Source organism: Acidovorax sp. SRI_002 (assembly GCF_057586455.1).
The window spans coordinates 1-16,252 of sequence record NZ_JBYCZW010000010.1 but is presented as its reverse complement, the minus strand read 5'-3'; the positions used below and the strand labels follow the sequence as shown (position 1 = coordinate 16,252).

At 64.6% G+C, this 16,252-nt stretch carries 13 protein-coding genes; 11 read left to right on the top strand and 2 right to left on the bottom strand.

Annotated features, from left to right (window positions below; genetic code table 11):
- Positions 1-2 precede the first annotated feature (2 nt).
- The 4 genes from AC2YJX_RS23805 to AC2YJX_RS23790 all read left to right on the top strand — a co-directional run bounded on the left by AC2YJX_RS23805 (position 3) and on the right by AC2YJX_RS23790 (position 4,548).
- Complete coding sequence (locus AC2YJX_RS23805; RefSeq protein ID WP_121508288.1) at positions 3-770, top strand: MotA/TolQ/ExbB proton channel family protein; 768 nt, start codon at positions 3-5, stop codon at positions 768-770.
- Positions 767-1,216 (top strand): ExbD/TolR family protein, encoded by a 450-nt coding sequence (locus AC2YJX_RS23800; protein WP_176887395.1) that lies wholly within the window; start codon positions 767-769, stop codon positions 1,214-1,216. The genes AC2YJX_RS23805 and AC2YJX_RS23800 overlap by 4 nt, the downstream gene beginning before the upstream one ends.
- Positions 1,217-1,351: 135 nt before the next feature.
- Positions 1,352-4,045, top strand: coding sequence for a leucine--tRNA ligase (gene leuS, locus AC2YJX_RS23795; RefSeq protein WP_487257456.1), 2,694 nt, complete (start codon positions 1,352-1,354; stop codon positions 4,043-4,045).
- Between the two features lie 5 nt (positions 4,046-4,050).
- Entirely contained in the window at positions 4,051-4,548 is a 498-nt protein-coding gene (locus AC2YJX_RS23790) for an LPS-assembly lipoprotein LptE (protein ID WP_055395428.1), read from the top strand.
- 96 nt (positions 4,549-4,644) lie between these two features.
- Here the strand turns inward: AC2YJX_RS23790 and rocF are convergent, their stop codons facing one another.
- Positions 4,645-5,595, bottom strand: coding sequence for an arginase (gene rocF, locus AC2YJX_RS23785; RefSeq protein WP_121421472.1), 951 nt, complete (start codon positions 5,593-5,595; stop codon positions 4,645-4,647).
- A 194-nt stretch (positions 5,596-5,789) separates the two neighbouring features.
- Here rocF and holA point away from each other — a divergent pair, with 194 nt between their 5' ends.
- Positions 5,790-6,845, top strand: a complete 1,056-nt coding sequence (gene holA, locus AC2YJX_RS23780) for a DNA polymerase III subunit delta (protein ID WP_228900239.1) — start codon at positions 5,790-5,792, stop codon at positions 6,843-6,845.
- A 101-nt stretch (positions 6,846-6,946) separates the two neighbouring features.
- Here holA and AC2YJX_RS23775 read toward each other — a convergent pair whose 3' ends face one another.
- Positions 6,947-7,231 (bottom strand): hypothetical protein, encoded by a 285-nt coding sequence (locus AC2YJX_RS23775; protein ID WP_156358621.1) that lies wholly within the window; start codon positions 7,229-7,231, stop codon positions 6,947-6,949.
- A gap of 63 nt (positions 7,232-7,294) precedes the next feature.
- Between AC2YJX_RS23775 and AC2YJX_RS23770 the strand changes: the two genes are divergently transcribed.
- The 6 genes from AC2YJX_RS23770 (at position 7,295) to gshB (ending at position 16,251) form a co-directional block, all read left to right on the top strand.
- A complete protein-coding gene (locus tag AC2YJX_RS23770; RefSeq protein ID WP_487257455.1) occupies positions 7,295-8,575 on the top strand; it encodes a glutamate-5-semialdehyde dehydrogenase in 1,281 nt (426 codons plus the stop codon).
- A gap of 60 nt (positions 8,576-8,635) precedes the next feature.
- Positions 8,636-10,090, top strand: coding sequence for a Trk system potassium transporter TrkA (trkA, locus tag AC2YJX_RS23765; protein ID WP_487257454.1), 1,455 nt, complete (start codon positions 8,636-8,638; stop codon positions 10,088-10,090).
- A 24-nt stretch (positions 10,091-10,114) separates the two neighbouring features.
- Positions 10,115-11,581 (top strand): TrkH family potassium uptake protein, encoded by a 1,467-nt coding sequence (locus AC2YJX_RS23760; RefSeq protein ID WP_487257453.1) that lies wholly within the window; start codon positions 10,115-10,117, stop codon positions 11,579-11,581.
- A gap of 103 nt (positions 11,582-11,684) precedes the next feature.
- Positions 11,685-12,980, top strand: coding sequence for a glutamate--cysteine ligase (gene gshA / locus AC2YJX_RS23755; RefSeq protein ID WP_055395416.1), 1,296 nt, complete (start codon positions 11,685-11,687; stop codon positions 12,978-12,980).
- Between the two features lie 197 nt (positions 12,981-13,177).
- Complete coding sequence (locus AC2YJX_RS23750; RefSeq protein WP_121421466.1) at positions 13,178-15,046, top strand: potassium transporter Kup; 1,869 nt, start codon at positions 13,178-13,180, stop codon at positions 15,044-15,046.
- Between the two features lie 248 nt (positions 15,047-15,294).
- Positions 15,295-16,251, top strand: a complete 957-nt coding sequence (gshB, locus tag AC2YJX_RS23745) for a glutathione synthase (protein WP_121508297.1) — start codon at positions 15,295-15,297, stop codon at positions 16,249-16,251.
- The last annotated feature ends 1 nt before the right edge of the window (position 16,252 follow it).

Genomic DNA, 16,252 nt, shown 5'->3' with positions numbered 1-16,252 from the left:
TGATGGACGCTCTCCACTGGTGGCGCCAGGGCGACGCCGTCACGCAGGGTGCCGCACTGGTGCTCCTGGCCATGTCGGTGGCAAGCTGGGTGGTCATCGTCTGGAAGCTGCGGCTCATGCGCCAGGCCAGTGCCGACGTGGCCCGCTGCACTGCGGCGTTCTGGCAGGCGCCATCCATGGAGGTTGCAGCACAACGTTTGCAGTCTTTTGACCGCGCTGCGCTGGTCTTGCCTCTGGTGGTTGCTGCAAATTCAATAGCAAATCATTCTCTGCCCGATGCCCCGGCCTCATTGGCCAGCGCGGGCAGCCTGTCTCAGCGGTTGACCCGGGTGCTGCGCGATGCCCTGCATGGCGTGCTGGGGCGCCTGCAGTTTGGCCAGGTGCTGCTGGCCACGGTGGGCTCCACCGCGCCGTTCGTGGGGCTGCTGGGCACCGTGTGGGGCATCTACCATGCGCTGACGGCCATGGCGGGCGCGGGCCAGATCACCATCGACCGCGTCTCCGGCCCCGTGGGCGAGGCCCTGGTCATGACGGCGGCCGGGCTGGCCGTGGCCATCCCCGCCGTGCTGGCCTACAACGTGTTTGGGCGGCTGATCGGCCGCATCGAGGCGGACCTGGAAGGGTTTGCGCGCGACCTGCGCGAACTGGTCATTGACACGGCGGCACTCCAGAGTTTGGCAGGCACCACAGAAGGTCTGAGCAATGCGAGCCGACCCGCCGCCGGGCCGCCCCAAGGCGGGTCAGCCCCCATGGGGAGCGTGGGGGCATGAGTTTCGGCAGACTCGAACGCACCACCGGGCCACAGCCCATGAGCGACATCAACATGACGCCGCTGGTCGATGTGATGCTGGTACTGGTGGTTATCTTCATCCTCACGGCACCGCTGCTGGCCAGCTCCATCCGGCTCGACCTGCCACGCTCCGAGGGCGCCACGCCCGGTAGTGCGCCGCAGTTCGTTACCCTTGTGGTCGATGCGTCGGGCCAAGCCTTTCTGGACGACCAGCCGCTGTCGCAGAGCGCGTTGGCTGAGCGCCTGCGCCGCATCGGCGCCGAACGGCCCGACACCGAAATCCAGCTGCGCGCTGACGCCGCAGTGCCCTACGGGCGCGTGGTCGAGGTCATGGGCGCAGCGCATCTGGCCGGGCTGCAGCGCATCGGCTTTGTGGCCGAGCCACCGGCCGCAGGCGCGCCGTCTGCCCCTGCCAAGGCCCCCTGAAACCGCCGTGCGCTGCCGTGCCAGCCGTTCTGCGCAGGCCGCTGGCGGCGCCAGGCGCGGAAGGTGGGGCCTGACAGCCTAAAATCTGCGCAGCGCGGCCCTGCGGCTGCACCTCCCTCTCACCCCTGAGCCCCCATGCAAGACAAATACTCTCCCCAAGACGTCGAGCGCGCCGCCCACGGCCACTGGACCGCCACCGATGCCTACCGCGTGACGGAAGACGCCAACAAGAAGAAGTTCTACGCCTGCTCGATGCTGCCGTACCCCAGCGGCAAGCTGCACATGGGCCACGTGCGCAACTACACCATCAACGACATGCTCACGCGCTACCTGCGCATGAACGGCCACAACGTGCTGATGCCCATGGGCTGGGACGCGTTCGGCCTGCCCGCCGAGAACGCGGCGCTGAAGAATGGTGTGCCCCCTGCCAAGTGGACGTACGAAAACATCGCGTACATGAAAAAGCAGATGCAGGCCATGGGCCTGGCCATCGACTGGAGCCGCGAGGTGGCTACCTGCGACCCCACTTACTACAAGTGGAACCAGTGGCTGTTCCTCAAGATGCTGGAAAAGGGCATTGCCTACCGCAAGACCCAGGTCGTGAACTGGGACCCGGTGGACCAGACCGTGCTGGCCAACGAGCAGGTGATTGACGGCAAGGGCTGGCGCACGGGTGCGGTGGTCGAAAAGCGCGAGATCCCCGGCTACTACCTCAAGATCACCGACTACGCCGAAGAGCTGCTGGACTTCGTCACCGGCGACAAGCTGCCCGGCTGGCCCGAGCGCGTGAAGCTGATGCAGGAAAACTGGATCGGCAAGTCAGAGGGCGTGCGCTTCGCCTTCCCGCACGACATCGCGGGCGACGACGGTGCACTGATCGGCGACGGCAAGATGTACGTGTTCACCACGCGCGCCGACACCATCATGGGCGTGACCTTCTGCGCCGTGGCGCCCGAGCACCCGCTGGCCACCCATGCCGCCAAAACCAACCCTGCACTGAAAGCCTTCATCGAAGAGTGCAAGAGCGGCGGCACGACCGAGGCCGAGCTGGCCACGCAAGAGAAGAAGGGCGTGCCCACGGGCCTGTTCGTCACCCACCCGCTGACCGAAGAGAAGGTCGAGGTCTGGGTCGGCAACTACGTGCTCATGGGCTATGGCGACGGCGCCGTGATGGGCGTGCCCGCGCACGACGAGCGTGACTTCGCGTTCGCCCTCAAGTACGGCATCGAGATCAAGCAAGTGGTGCTGGTTGATGGCGAACACTTCGACTACCACCAATGGAACGACTGGTACGGCGACAAGCAGCGCGGCGTGACCATCAACTCCGACAGCTTCAGCGGCCTGTCGTACAAGGAAGCCGTGAACGCCGTGGCCCATGCGCTGGAGCAAAAGGGCCTGGGCGAGAAGAAGACCACCTGGCGCCTGCGCGACTGGGGCGTGAGCCGCCAGCGCTACTGGGGCACGCCGATCCCCATCATCCACTGCGATGAACACGGCGCCGTGCCCGTGCCCGAAAAAGACCTGCCCGTGGTGCTGCCGCAAGACTGCATCCCCGATGGCTCGGGCAACCCGCTGCACAAGCACGAGGGCTTCCACGCGGGCGTGACCTGCCCCGTGTGCGGCAAGCCTGCCCGCCGCGAGACGGACACCATGGACACGTTCGTGGACAGCTCGTGGTACTTCATGCGGTACTGCGACCCCAAGAATGCCGACGCGATGGTGGCGGGAGGTGCCGACTACTGGATGCCGATGGACCAGTACATCGGCGGCATTGAGCACGCCATCCTGCACTTGCTGTACGCCCGCTTCTGGACCAAGGTCATGCGCGACCTGGGCCTGGTGAAAGTGGACGAGCCCTTCACCAAGCTGCTCACGCAAGGCATGGTGCTCAACCACATCTACAGCCGCCGCACCGCCAAGGGCGGCAAGGACTACTTCTGGCCGCATGATGTGGAGCATGTGCTCGATGAAGGCGGCAAGATCATCGGCGCCAAGCTCAAGAACGAAGCCACCAGCGGCGACGGCCTGCTGCCCGTGGGCACGCCCATCGACTACGAGGGCGTGGGCACCATGTCCAAGTCCAAGAACAATGGCGTGGACCCGCAGGACCTGATCGAGAAGTACGGCGCCGATACTGCCCGCCTGTACACCATGTTCACCGCACCGCCCGAGGCCACGCTGGAGTGGAACGACGCTGCGGTGGAAGGCAGCTACCGCTTCCTGCGCCGGGTGTGGAACTTTGGCCTCAAGCTGTCTGCTATGGATATGGGAGCTGCAAGCGCAAGCGTGGCAAGCGCCAGCAGCCTGAAAGACGTTGAATTTGGCAAAGAAGCCAAGGCCCTGCGCCTGGAGATCCACACCGTGCTCAAGCAGGTGGACTACGACTACCAGCGCATGCAGTACAACACCGTGGTCTCCGGCGCGATGAAGATGATCAACGCGCTCGAAGACTTCAAGGCCACCGACTCGGCTGGTGCCCAGGTGGCGCTGATCGAAGGCTTTGGCATCCTGCTGCGCTGCCTGTACCCGGCCACCCCCCACATTGCGCACAGCCTCTGGAGCGGCCTGGGTTACGCGGCCGAACTGGGCGACCTGCTGGATGCACCCTGGCCCCAGGTCGATGCGAACGCGCTGGTGCAGGACGAGATCGAGCTCATGCTGCAGGTCAACGGCAAGCTGCGCGGCTCCATCCATGTGCCCGCACAGGCCGACAAGGCCGAGATCGAACGCATTGCCCTGGCCAGCGAGGCGTTTGTGGCCCAGGCTGCAGGCGCTGCGCCCAAGCGCGTCATTGTGGTGCCTGGCCGCCTCGTGAACGTGGTGGTATAGCCCCCATGAACAAGCGCACACTGCTCTCCCTCGCGCCCGTGGCCCTGCTGTCCGCTTGCGGATTTCGGCTGCGGGGCGTGCCCGAGTTCGGGTTTGACTCGCTCTACATCGCAGCACCTGCAGGCTCGCCCCTCGCGCGGGAGTTGCAGCGCACGCTGGAGGGTTCGGGCGGCAAGCTGCAGCTGCTGCGCGACCCGGCGGCCATGCCCACGGCCGATGCCATTCTGGATGTGCTGCAGGAGCAGCAGGAGCGCGCGGTGGTGGGGCTCAATGCTTCCGGCCAGGTGCGCGAACTGCAGCTGCGCCTGCGCATCAGGTTCCGGCTGCGTACCCCGGCAGGTGCCGAACTGATTCCCGAGACCGAGCTGCTGCAGCAGCGCGACATCAGCTACAACGAAACCATCGCCCTGGCCAAGGAGGCTGAGGAAGCACTGCTCTACCGCAACATGCGGACCGACCTGGTGCAGCAGCTTATGCGCCGCCTGGCAGCGGCCAAGCGCTGAGCCCAGGCGTGCGGCTGTGGCCTCTTGGCGGTAGCGCAGAGCAGCAGGCAGCGACAGCGCCGTGCCGGGCGTTCGTGATGGGCGAGGCGCAGGTGCTCAGGGGGATGTCCGCATGAGCGTACTTTTGCCAAACAGCGACTCCACCAAGTCCACCGCCAGCACCGCCGTGCGGTTGCGCACATCGAGCGCGGGGTTGAGTTCCACAATGTCCAGCGAGGCCAGGCGCCCGCTGTCGGCAATCATCTCCATGCACAACTGCGCCTCGCGGTAGGTGGGGCCTCCCGGCACCGTGGTGCCAACGCCGGGCGCGATGTCGGGGTCCAGAAAGTCCACATCAAAGCTCACATGCAGGTGGGTGTGTGCATCCAGTCCGGCCAGCGCCTGCTGCATGGTCTGGCGCATGCCCACCTCGTCGATGTAGCGCATGTCGAACACCTCCAGGCCCTGCTCATGCACAAAGCGCTTTTCGCCTGCGTCCACGCTGCGGATGCCGATTTGTCGGATCTGCGACGGGCGGAGCGCCGCGCCACCGCCCGGCATGCGGGCCAGCCCGGTCAGCGCCTCGGGGCCGAACCCGCACAGGCAGGCCACGGGCATGCCATGCACATTGCCGCTGGGCGTGAGTGCACTGGTGTTGAAGTCGGCATGGGCATCCAGCCACAGCACCCGCAGCTTCTTACCCATTTCTGCGCAATGGCGGGCCACGGCGCTGATGCTGCCCAAGCCCAGGCAGTGGTCGCCACCCAGCAGGATGGGCAGGTGGCCCAATTGCAGTTCGGCATACACGGCGTCAAACACCCGCTGGTTCCACTCCACCACCTCGGGCAGGTGTCGATAACCGTCCACGGGCGGCTGCCAGGGGTTGGCGGGGCCACTCAAGTTGCCCCGGTCAAACACCTGCAGTCCGTGCGACTCCAGCGCTGCCTGCAGGCCCGCCACGCGCAGGGCCTCGGGCCCCATGGAGGCGCCGCGCGCCCCGGCGCCGATGTCGGTGGGGGCGCCGATCAGGCTGGTGGGCTGGGCGCTGCGCAGGGCGTTGGGTGGCATGGTGCGGGGGCTTTCTGGGAAGGCAGTCGATGTCGGTACGGGCGCGTGTACGCGCCCCGGGGGAATTCTCGGGGCTTTGGGCGCCAGTGAATAGCACTGCAGCTGACTAGTTCGCGGTCTCTCTTGTGCACTGTGAGGGCATTTGCTGGCAATGTGCACAGTGCCGGGCCTGCCCAGGCGATAAACTTTGCCGCATGCAAGTCGCCCTGGCCCAACTCTCACCGCATCTTCAACGGGGCCTGTCGCCGCTTTACGTGTTGCATGGCGACGAGCCCCTGCTGCAGCAGGAGGCGGCAGACGCCATCCGCGCCACGGCCCGTGCTCAGGGCTATACCGAACGCACCTCGTACACGGTAGCAGGCGCTCACTTTGACTGGAGCGCTGTGCTGGCAGCTGGCGGCAGCTTGAGCCTGTTTGCCGACAAGCAGATCGTCGAGATCCGCATCCCCTCGGGCAAGCCCGGCAAGGATGGCGGCGTGGCGCTGCAGCAGATTGCTGAATCCGCCAAGGGCAACGACAGCACGCTCACGCTGGTGATGCTGCCGCGCCTGGACAAGGCCACACGCACGGGCGCATGGTTTGCGGCGCTGGAATCCAGCGGCACCTCGATCCAGATCGACCCCATCGAGCGCGGCATGCTGCCGCAGTGGATCGCCCAGCGTCTGGCCGCCCAGGGCCAGCGCGTGGTGGCGGGCGAGGAGGGCCAGCGCACGCTGCAGTTTTTTGCCGACCGGGTGGAGGGCAATCTGCTCGCCGCCCACCAGGAGATCCAAAAGCTCGCATTGCTCCACCCCCCCGGCGAGCTGACACAGGCCCAGGTCGAAGCCGCTGTGCTCAACGTGGCGCGCTACGACGTGTTCAAGCTCTCTGAATCCGTGCTCTCAGGCCATACCGCCCGCGTGCAGCGCATGCTCGACGGCCTGCAGGCCGAGGGTGAGGCCGAAGTGCTGGTGCACTGGGCGCTGGCCGAAGACATCCGTGCCTTGAAGCGCGTGAAAGACGCCATGAACGCCGGCCGCCCTCTACCCATGGCCCTGCGCGAAAACCGGGTGTGGGGCGCCAAGGAAAAGCTGTATGAACGCATCCTGCCCAGGGCCAGCGACGCGGCGCTGGCGCGCCTGCTGCAGTCGGCGCATATCGTGGACGGCATCGTCAAGGGGCTCAAGCAGCCCGATTGGCCCACGGACGGGTGGCAGGCGCTGCAGAGGCTTGCGTTGCAGGTGTGCAGGCTGACCCAGGCCGCGCGGTAAGGTTGGCCGATAAATTTGAGTGTTTTTGGCCTCTGGCGCTTATCCAGTAAGCGCAAGTAGCTATCAAAGATGAAGTGGCGGACTTTGTCTGCCCGTGGGCTTCAGGGCTGCTCCAGCACCCCGCGCGCTTTGTCTGCCCACATCCGCAGGTTGGCCACCAGATCCTTTTGGCTGAATGAGCAGCTTTCCTCTGAAAACAGCGCGCTCGACTCCAGCCGGTCCAGCAGGTTCAGCAGCACCTCGCCGTAGCGTGGGGGCAGGGCGGCGAGCAGGGTGGTTTGCTGGCGGGCCAGGGTGCTCAGGGTGGCGGCGGTGTGGTCGCCGCGTTCAAAGGCCTGCAAGGCTTCGGTCAGGGCGACGAGCTGGGCGGGGGCGGTGGTGGTCATGGCCAAGGATGTGCGAGTAGGGCAAGGCCGCAAGGGTAAAGCCAAGTGCGGCAAAATCGCTGGATGAACGCCCTCCACGTCGCCGAATACACGCATTCTCTCGGTCTCCAGGCCAAAACGGCCTCTGCGCTGATGGCCAAAGCGCCAGCAGCTATCAAAAACAAAGCGCTCAAGGCGCTGGCACGCTTGCTGTGTGAGAACGTGGCTGCGCTGCAGATCGACAACGCCAAAGACCTGGAGCGCGCTGTGGCCAACGGCCTGTCCGAGCCCATGGTGGACCGCCTCAAGCTCAGCCCCAAGGTGCTGGAGACCTGCGCCGAAGGCTGCGAGCAGCTCGCCGCCATGCCCGACATCATTGGCGAGATCCTGGGCATGAAGCAGCAGCCCAGCGGCATCCGCGTGGGCCAGATGCGCGTGCCGATAGGCGTGTTCGGCATGATCTACGAGAGCCGCCCCAATGTGACCATTGAGGCCGCGTCGCTGTCGATCAAAAGCGGCAATGCCTGCATCCTGCGTGGTGGCTCCGAGGCGATTGATTCGAACAAGGCGCTGGCCAAGCTGGTGCAGCAGGCACTGGCGGAGGCGGGCCTGCCGGAGCACGGCGTGCAGCTGGTGCAGACCACGGACCGCGAGGCCGTGGGCCAGCTGATTGCCATGCCGCAGTTTGTGGACGTGATCATCCCGCGCGGCGGCAAGGGGCTGATCGAGCGCATCAGCCGCGATGCCAAGGTGCCCGTGATCAAGCACCTGGACGGCAACTGCCACACCTATGTGGACGACCCCTGCGACATCGCCATGGCGGTGAAGGTGGCCGACAACGCCAAGACCAACAAATACAGCCCCTGCAACGCGAGCGAAGGCCTGCTGGTGGCGCGCGGCGTGGCGGCCGAATTCTTGCCCCAGATCGGCGCTGTGTATGCCGCCAAGGGCGTGGAGATGCGCGGCTGCCCTGAGTCGCTGGCCATCCTGGCCTCGGTGCCCGGTGCCCAGCTGGTGCCCGCCACCGAGCAGGACTGGAGCGAGGAATACCTGGCCCCGATCATCAGCGTGAAGGTGGTGGCCGGTGTGGACGAGGCCATTGCCCACATCAACCACTATTCGAGCCACCACACCGATGCCATCCTGACGCGTGACCACATGCACGCCCAGCAGTTCCTGCGCGAGGTGGATTCGGCCAGCGTGATGGTGAACGCCAGCACGCGGTTTGCCGATGGTTTTGAGTACGGCCTGGGCGCCGAAATCGGCATCAGCACCGACAAGTTCCATGCGCGTGGGCCGGTGGGCATCGAAGGGCTGACCTCACTCAAGTACGTGGTGCTGGGCGAGGGTGAGGTGCGGGGTTGATTTGCTTCTTATTTCATAGCTGCTAGCGCTTGCCTGTAAAGCGCTAAGGCCCAATTTCTTATGAAAATCATCATCCTCGGCGCGGGCCGTGTGGGCCAGAGCGTGGCAGACAGCCTGGTGTCCGAGCGCAACGACATCACAGTCATCGACACCGATGCAGCCCGCCTGCGCGACCTGGAGTCGCGCTTTGACCTGCGCGGTGTGGTGGGCAATGGCATCGAACCGGCCGTGTTGGCCGAGGCGGGCGCCGAGGACACCGATTTGCTGATCGCCTGCGCTGCACAGGACGAGACCAACCTGGTGTGTTGCAAGGTGGCGCAACTGGTGTTCAACATCCCCAAGCGCATCGCGCGGGTGCGTTCCAACGGATTCACGCTGGATGAGCGGCTGACCGGCCCCGAGGGCTTTGGTGTGGACCGCATCATCTGCCCCGAAGAGTCTCTGACCCGCTACATCGGCAAGCTGATCGAATACCCCGAGGCCATGCAGGTGCGCGAGTTTGCGGGCGGCCGCGCCTGCCTGGTGTCGGTGCGTGCGCGCGCCGGGGCGCCCATGGTGAGCCGCACCATCTGCGAGCTGCGCGAGAGCTTGCCCGACGTGGCCATGCGCCTGGTGGCGATCTACCGGCGGTTTCAGGACGAGCCGGACCGCTTTGTGGCCTGCGATGGCAACACGCGCATCGAGCCGGGCGATGAGGTGTTTGTGCTGGCGGCCAGCGGCCACATTGCCAACGTGCTCACGGCCTTGCACCGGCGCGGGGACCGCCCGGGGCAGCCTGTCCGGCGCATCATGATTGCCGGGGGTGGCCGCGTGGGGCTGCGGCTGGCGCGCCAGCTCAGCAAGGAGCCGGGGCGGTTTCACATCAAGATGATTGAGTCCGACCCTGATCGCTGTATCGAGCTGGCGTCCAGTCTGCCGTCCGATGTGCTGGTGCTGCAGGGCGATACGACGGACGAAGACCTGCTGGGCGGCGAGAGCGTGGAAGAGATCGACCTCTTCCTGGCGCTGACCGATGACGACGAGGACAACATCATGTCGTCCCTGCTGGCCAAGCGCATGGGCGCCAAGCGGGTGCTGGCCCTTATCAATCGGCGCAGCTACGCCGACCTGATGCACGGCACGCAGATCGACATTGCGCTGTCGCCCGCGCAGGCGATGCTGGGCGAGCTCCTGGCCTATGTGCGCCAGGGCGATGTGCAGGCCGTGCACAGTCTGCGCCGTGGCGTGGCCGAAGCGCTGGAGATCGTGGCGCGCGGCGACCGCAAAAGCTCGCGCGTGGTCGGCCGCAAGGTCAGCGACCTGCAGTTGCCGCACGAGGTGCACATGGGCCTGATCGTGCGCGGCCTGCCGGATTCGCCGGACGCGCCGCCTGATGATTTGCGCGAACCCCAAGTGATCATCCCGCGCAGCTCCACCGTCATCGAGAGCAACGACCACGTGGTGTTCTTCCTGCCGCACAAGCGGCTGGTGCGTGACGTGGAAAAGCTCTTCCGCGTGAGCGCCACTTTCTTCTGACGCAGGGCCTGCGAGAACGACGCCATGGTGGACATGTTTCCCGTGCTGCGGGTGCTGGGCATCCTGATCATGATCTTTGCGCTGACCATGGGGCTGCCGTTGTCGGTGTCGTGGTTCCTGCGCGATGGGGTGTGGCACATCTATCCCGTGGCCATGGCTGCGATCCTGGCCGTAGGCTGCGGCCTGTGGTGGAAGCTGCGCCTGTTTCGGCGCGAGCTGCAGCCGCGCCATGGCGTGATGCTGGTCACGCTGGTCTGGGTGCTGCTGCCGCTGTTTGCGGCGCTGCCGCTGATGCTGGTCACCCATGAAATCGGCCGGCCCATGTCGTTCACCCATGCGTACTTCGAGGCGGTGTCGGGCCTGACCACCACCGGGTCCACGGTGCTCACCGGGCTCGACGCATTGCCCGTGTCCATGAACGTGTGGCGCACCTTTTTGCAGTGGGTGGGGGGCATGGGCATCCTGATCCTGGCCGTGGCGGTGTTGCCCTTGCTGGGCGTAGGCGGCAGTCAGCTGTTCAAGGCCGAGGCGGCGGGCCCGGTGAAGGATGCCAAGCTCACCCCGCGCATGACCGAAACCGCGAAAGGGCTGTGGGGGGTGTACGCGCTGTTTTCCACGGCGTGTGCGCTGGCGTACTGGGCGGGGGGCATGGACCCGGTGAACGCGCTGATGTACATGTTTTCCACGGTGAGCCTGGGGGGACTGTCGCCCCACGACACCAGCTTCGGTTTTTATCAGTCGCCCTTGCTGGAAGCCATTGCCGTGGGCTTCATGCTGGTGGCCAGTTGCAACTTTGCGCTGTATTTTGTGGCTATTCGCAAAGGCCACTGGCAGGGGTTTTGGCGCGACCCCGAACTGCGCGCCACCTTGTTCACGCTGGTGGGCGGGGGGCTGCTGGTGTCGGTGCTGCTGTGGGTGAAAGGCGTGTATGCGCCGCTCGATGCGCTGCGCTACGGCATGTTCAACCTGGTGTCGATTGCCACCACCACCGGCTACGCCACGGTGGACTACCTGAGCTGGCCGGTGTTTGCGCCCGTGTTCATGCTGCTGCTGTCGGGCGTGGCGACCAGCGCGGGCTCCACCGGGTGCGGCATCAAGATGGTCCGCATGCTCATCCTGCTCAAGCAGGCGCGGCGCGAGATGAACCGCCTGGTGCACCCCCGCGCCGTGCAGCCGGTGCGCCTGGGCGATGCGGTGGTGGACAACCGGGTGATCTTCTCGGTGCTCGCCTTCATGCTGGTGTATGGCGCCACCATCATTGGCCTGAGCATGGTGCTGCTGCTCACCGACCTGGATCCGGTGACCGCGTTCTCCGCTGTGATCGCCAGCGTCAATTGCATGGGGCCGGGGCTGGGCAGCGTGGGGCCAGCGTCCAACTACGCCGTATTGACGGACTTTCAGGTGTGGGTGTGCACGCTGGCCATGCTGCTGGGGCGGCTGGAGATTCTGAGCTTCATGGCCTTGCTCACCCCGGCGTTTTGGCGGCGCTGAGCGGGGGCAGCCCGAAAAATCCGCCCGGCGGGCTTGCGAAGGCCGGTCACGCCCCAACCCTACAATGGATTGCAATCGTTCCCGTCTCCTCTGAGGGCTTCCCATGGTTCCGCATCTCATCACGGCCCTGACAGGGCCGATCAACGAACTCGAACAGCGCGTTCTCGACTCGATGCCCGCCATCGAACGCTGGTTCCGGCTGGAGTGGATGGAGCACACGCCGCCGTTCTATACCTCGGTGGACATCCGCAATGCCGGCTTCAAGCTCGCGCCCGTGGACACCAACCTGTTCCCCGGCGGCTGGAACAACCTGACCAAGGAGATGCTGCCCCTGGCCGTGCAGGCCGCCATGGCTGCCATCGAGAAGATCTGCCCCGAGGCGCGCAACCTCTTGATCATTCCGGAGAACCACACACGCAACACCTTCTACCTGGCCAACGTGGTGCAGCTGCAGCGCATCTTCAACATGGCCGGGCTCAACGTGCGCGTGGGCTCCATCAGCCCCGAAATCAAGAAGCCCACGCTGATCGAGCTGCCCAACGGAGACACGGTGACGCTGGAACCCGTGGTGCGCACCAAGCGCCGCCTGGGTCTCAAGGACTTTGACCCCTGCACCATCCTGCTCAACAACGATCTCTCGGCCGGCGCCCCCGGCATCCTGGAAGACATCCACGAGCAGTACCTGCTGCCCCCGCTGCACGCGGGCTGGAGCGTGCGCCGCAAGAGCACCCACTTCAAGAACTACGAAGAGGTGGCCAAGCGTTTTGGCAAGATGCTGGGCATCGACCCCTGGCTCATCAACCCCATGTACAGCCAGTGCGACGAGGTGGACTTTGCCGAAGACAAAGGCATGGACAAGCTGCAGACCACGGTGGATGCGCTTTTGACCAAGGTGCGCCGCAAGTACAAGGAATACGGCATCAACGAAAAGCCGTTTGTCATCGTCAAGGCCAACAACGGCACCTACGGCATGGGCATCATGACCGTGCGCGATGCCAAGGAGCTGGATGCGGTCAACCGCAAGACCAAGAACAAGATGGCCGTCATCAAGGACGGCCAGCCGGTCAACGACCTCATCATCCAGGAAGGCGTGTTGACCCAAGAGCGTGTGCACGAGGCCGTGGCCGAGCCTGTGGTCTACATGATGGACCGCTACGTGGTGGGCGGCTTCTACCGCATGCATGCCGAGCGCGGCGTGGACGAAAACCTCAATGCACCGGGCGCCAGCTTCGTGCCGCTGGCCTTTGAGCACAGCACCCACATGCCCCAGCCTGGCGTGCGCCCGGGGGTGAGTGCGCCCAACCGCTTCTATATGTATGGCGTGGTGGGCCGCCTGGCGATGCTGGCAGCCAGCTATGAGCTGGAGGCCACCAACCCCGACGCCGAGGTGTACGACTAGCCTCTTCCCTGAATTGCCCACGGCGCGTTCCTGCCAGCCAGGGGACGCTGCCTGCCACGTCGGCCCACGACTGCCAAGGGTGAGTTGCTGCGTTGCAACATAGGGTGTGGCCTCCAGGCGCTTGATCGGGCGCAAGCGCACAATAGCGTTCCCAAAAGTAACGGAACCCGGCGACCCTTGTGTGCCGGGTGCGGTCAGTGCAAAGCTCCAAGTCATCGCTCGCAGCGCTCACGCTGGGCGCCATCGGTGTTGTGTATGGCGATATCGGCACCAGTGTGCTGTATGCCGTCAAAGAAGTGTTCGGGTCCGGCCATGTGCCGTTCACGCAAGACAACATCTACGGCATTCTTTCGATCTTCTTCTGGACGCTGACCGTCATTGTTTCGCTGAAATACGTGGTGCTGGTGCTGCGCGCCGACAACCATGGCGAAGGCGGGCTGATCGCGATGCTGGCCCTGGCTTCGCAGGCCGTGAAGGACAAACCCCGGCTGCGCGGCGTGCTGCTGGCAGTGGGCATCTTCGGCACCTCGCTGTTTTATGGTGACGGCGTCATCACCCCGGCCATTTCGGTGTTGTCGGCGGTGGAAGGGCTGGAGGTGGTCTCGCCCCACTTCAAGCAGTACGTGATTCCCATCACACTGGTCGTGCTGTTTTGCCTGTTTGCCGTACAAAAGCGCGGGACCAGCGGGATCGGCAAGTTCTTCGGGCCCATCACGCTGGTGTGGTTTTTCAGCATTGCCCTCCTGGGGGTCTCTCACATCGTGGGCCACCCCGAAATCCTCTGGGCGTTGAGCCCGCACCATGCAGTCGGGTTCATGTGGGCCAACCCGGGCACCAGCTTCATCATCCTGGGTGCGGTGGTGTTGTGCGTGACCGGCGCCGAGGCCCTGTATGCCGATCTGGGCCACTTTGGCAAGCGGCCCATTCGCCTGGCTTGGTTTGGCGTGGCCATGCCGGCGCTCACGCTCAATTACTTTGGCCAGGGCGCACTGCTGCTGGCCGAGCCCGAAGCCGTGAAGAACCCCTTCTACATGATGGCACCCGACTGGGCGCTGATCCCGCTGGTGGTGCTGGCCACCATGGCCACGGTGATCGCGTCGCAAGCCCTTATCACTGGCGCCTTCAGCGTGACCAAGCAGGTGATTCAGTTGGGCTACCTGCCCCGACTGAATATCCAGCACACCAGCGTGCGCGACACGGGGCAGATTTACATGCCGCTGGTCAACTGGGGGCTGTTCGCCGCCATCGTTCTTGCGGTGGTGATGTTCCGCTCGTCCAGCAACCTGGCGGCGGCTTACGGCATTGCCGTGACGCTGGACATGCTGATCACCACCACGCTGACTTTCTTCGTGATCCGCTATGGCTGGGGCTACCCGCTGGCGTTGTGTATTGCGGCCACAGGCTGTTTCTTTGTGGTGGACCTGGCGTTTTTTGCGTCCAACCTGCTCAAGCTGTTCCAGGGCGGATGGTTCCCGCTGCTGATTGGGGGCATCGTGTTCTCGTTGATGATGACGTGGAAGGAAGGGCGCCGCCTGCTGAATGACAAGTTGCGTGCCGACGCAATCGACCTCAAGGACTTCCTGGAGTCGGTGTTCGTCAGTCCGCCCACGCGCGTGGATGGCACCGCAGTGTTCCTCACTGCCGAAACCGGCGCGGTGCCCAATGCGCTTTTGCACAATCTCAAGCACAACAAGGTGCTGCATCAGCAGAACCTCTTTGTGACGGTGCACAACCACGAGACGCCATGGATCGGACTGGACAAGCGCCTGCAGGTTGAACCGCTGGGCCACGACTGCTGGCAGGTGGTGATCCACTACGGCTTCAAGAACGACCCCGACGTACCCCGCGCGCTGGAGCTGCTGCGCGGCCGGGGCTGCGAGCTGGAGGCCATGACGACCAGCTACTTCCTCTCGCGCGATACGGTCATCCCCACCATGGGCGGCGGCATGGCCCCCTGGCGCGAAAAGCTGTTTGCCCAGATGCACCACAACGCCAGCGGCGCGGCAGACTTCCTGCACCTGCCGAACAACGCAGTGGTCGAACTGGGGTCCAAGATCGAGATTTGAACAGGTTCTAAGGTGTTTTCAGGCCCTTGCGCTTGGCGGCCTCAAATCTAAAGTGCAACACCCTCTACGTTTCTGGTGACGCTCAGCTGCGTGGTGTTCGCGGGCAGGATTGCGCTATTTGTGCAACAGTACAGGCGTTTACCAGCGTGAGGTACACGGCGCACTGCTTGCGTGGCTCCCTGTTCTTCTTGTCTGCCTGCAAGTGATCTGCCATTGGCAGCACCTGCACACCTTTCTGACCTGACACCATGAAACTGCTCTTCATTGCCGATCCCCTGCAAAGCTTCAAGATCTACAAGGACACGACATTCGCCATGATGCGCGAGGCTCAGCGGCGCGGGCACACCTTGGCGGTGTGCGAGCCGCAGCACATTACCTGGCAGCGTGGCAGCAAGGTGACGGCCCGTGTGTGCGACATCCAACTGACAGCAGACCCGGTGCAGTGGTACGCCGCACAGCCCGAGCGCAGTGCACCCTTGGCTAGCTTCGATGCTGTGCTGATGCGCAAGGACCCGCCTTTCGACAGCGAGTATTTCTATGCGACACACCTGCTGGAGCAGGCTGAGCGTGACGGCGCCCGTGTGTTCAACAAGCCCCGTGCGCTGCGCGACCACCCGGAGAAGCTGGCGATCATGGAGTTTCCGGAATTCATCGGGCCCACTCTTGTGACGCGGGATGCCGCAGACATTCAGCGTTTTCATGCAGAGCACGGGGACATCATTCTCAAGCCGCTTGATGGTATGGGCGGCATGGGAATCTTCCGCGTGGGCCCGGATGGGCTCAACCTGGGAAGCATTACCGAAACCCTGAACCGCCACGGCGCGCAAAGTGTCATGGTTCAGAAGTTCTTGCCGGAGATCGTCGAAGGCGACAAACGTGTCCTCATCATCGGGGGGGCACCAGTGCCTTTTTGCCTGGCGCGCATCCCGCAGGGCAGCGAAGTCCGGGGCAACCTAGCTGCCGGAGGCAAGGGTGTTGCCAAGCCGTTGTCGACACGGGACTGGGAAATCGGTAACGCCTTGGGGCCTGTGCTTCAGGCGCGGGGCCTGCTACTGGCTGGAGTGGATGTGATCGGCGATTGCGTTACCGAGATCAACGTCACGAGTCCCACCTGCTTCCAGGAGATCTTTGACCAGACGGGGTGCGATGTCGCTTTCCTGTTCATCGATGCCCTGGAGGCTGCATTGACGTCCTCTGCCCAGTAGC

Coding starts and splice junctions, on each gene's coding strand:
- AC2YJX_RS23775 (WP_156358621.1), bottom strand. CDS start 7,231: ATGACCACCACCGCCCCCGCCCAGCTCGTCGCCCTGACCGAAGCCTTG.
- leuS (WP_487257456.1), top strand. CDS start 1,352: ATGCAAGACAAATACTCTCCCCAAGACGTCGAGCGCGCCGCCCACGGC.
- AC2YJX_RS23805 (WP_121508288.1), top strand. CDS start 3: ATGGACGCTCTCCACTGGTGGCGCCAGGGCGACGCCGTCACGCAGGGT.
- gshA (WP_055395416.1), top strand. CDS start 11,685: ATGGTTCCGCATCTCATCACGGCCCTGACAGGGCCGATCAACGAACTC.
- AC2YJX_RS23770 (WP_487257455.1), top strand. CDS start 7,295: ATGAACGCCCTCCACGTCGCCGAATACACGCATTCTCTCGGTCTCCAG.
- AC2YJX_RS23790 (WP_055395428.1), top strand. CDS start 4,051: ATGAACAAGCGCACACTGCTCTCCCTCGCGCCCGTGGCCCTGCTGTCC.
- AC2YJX_RS23760 (WP_487257453.1), top strand. CDS start 10,115: ATGGTGGACATGTTTCCCGTGCTGCGGGTGCTGGGCATCCTGATCATG.
- trkA (WP_487257454.1), top strand. CDS start 8,636: ATGAAAATCATCATCCTCGGCGCGGGCCGTGTGGGCCAGAGCGTGGCA.
- AC2YJX_RS23800 (WP_176887395.1), top strand. CDS start 767: ATGAGTTTCGGCAGACTCGAACGCACCACCGGGCCACAGCCCATGAGC.
- holA (WP_228900239.1), top strand. CDS start 5,790: ATGCAAGTCGCCCTGGCCCAACTCTCACCGCATCTTCAACGGGGCCTG.
- rocF (WP_121421472.1), bottom strand. CDS start 5,595: ATGCCACCCAACGCCCTGCGCAGCGCCCAGCCCACCAGCCTGATCGGC.
- gshB (WP_121508297.1), top strand. CDS start 15,295: ATGAAACTGCTCTTCATTGCCGATCCCCTGCAAAGCTTCAAGATCTAC.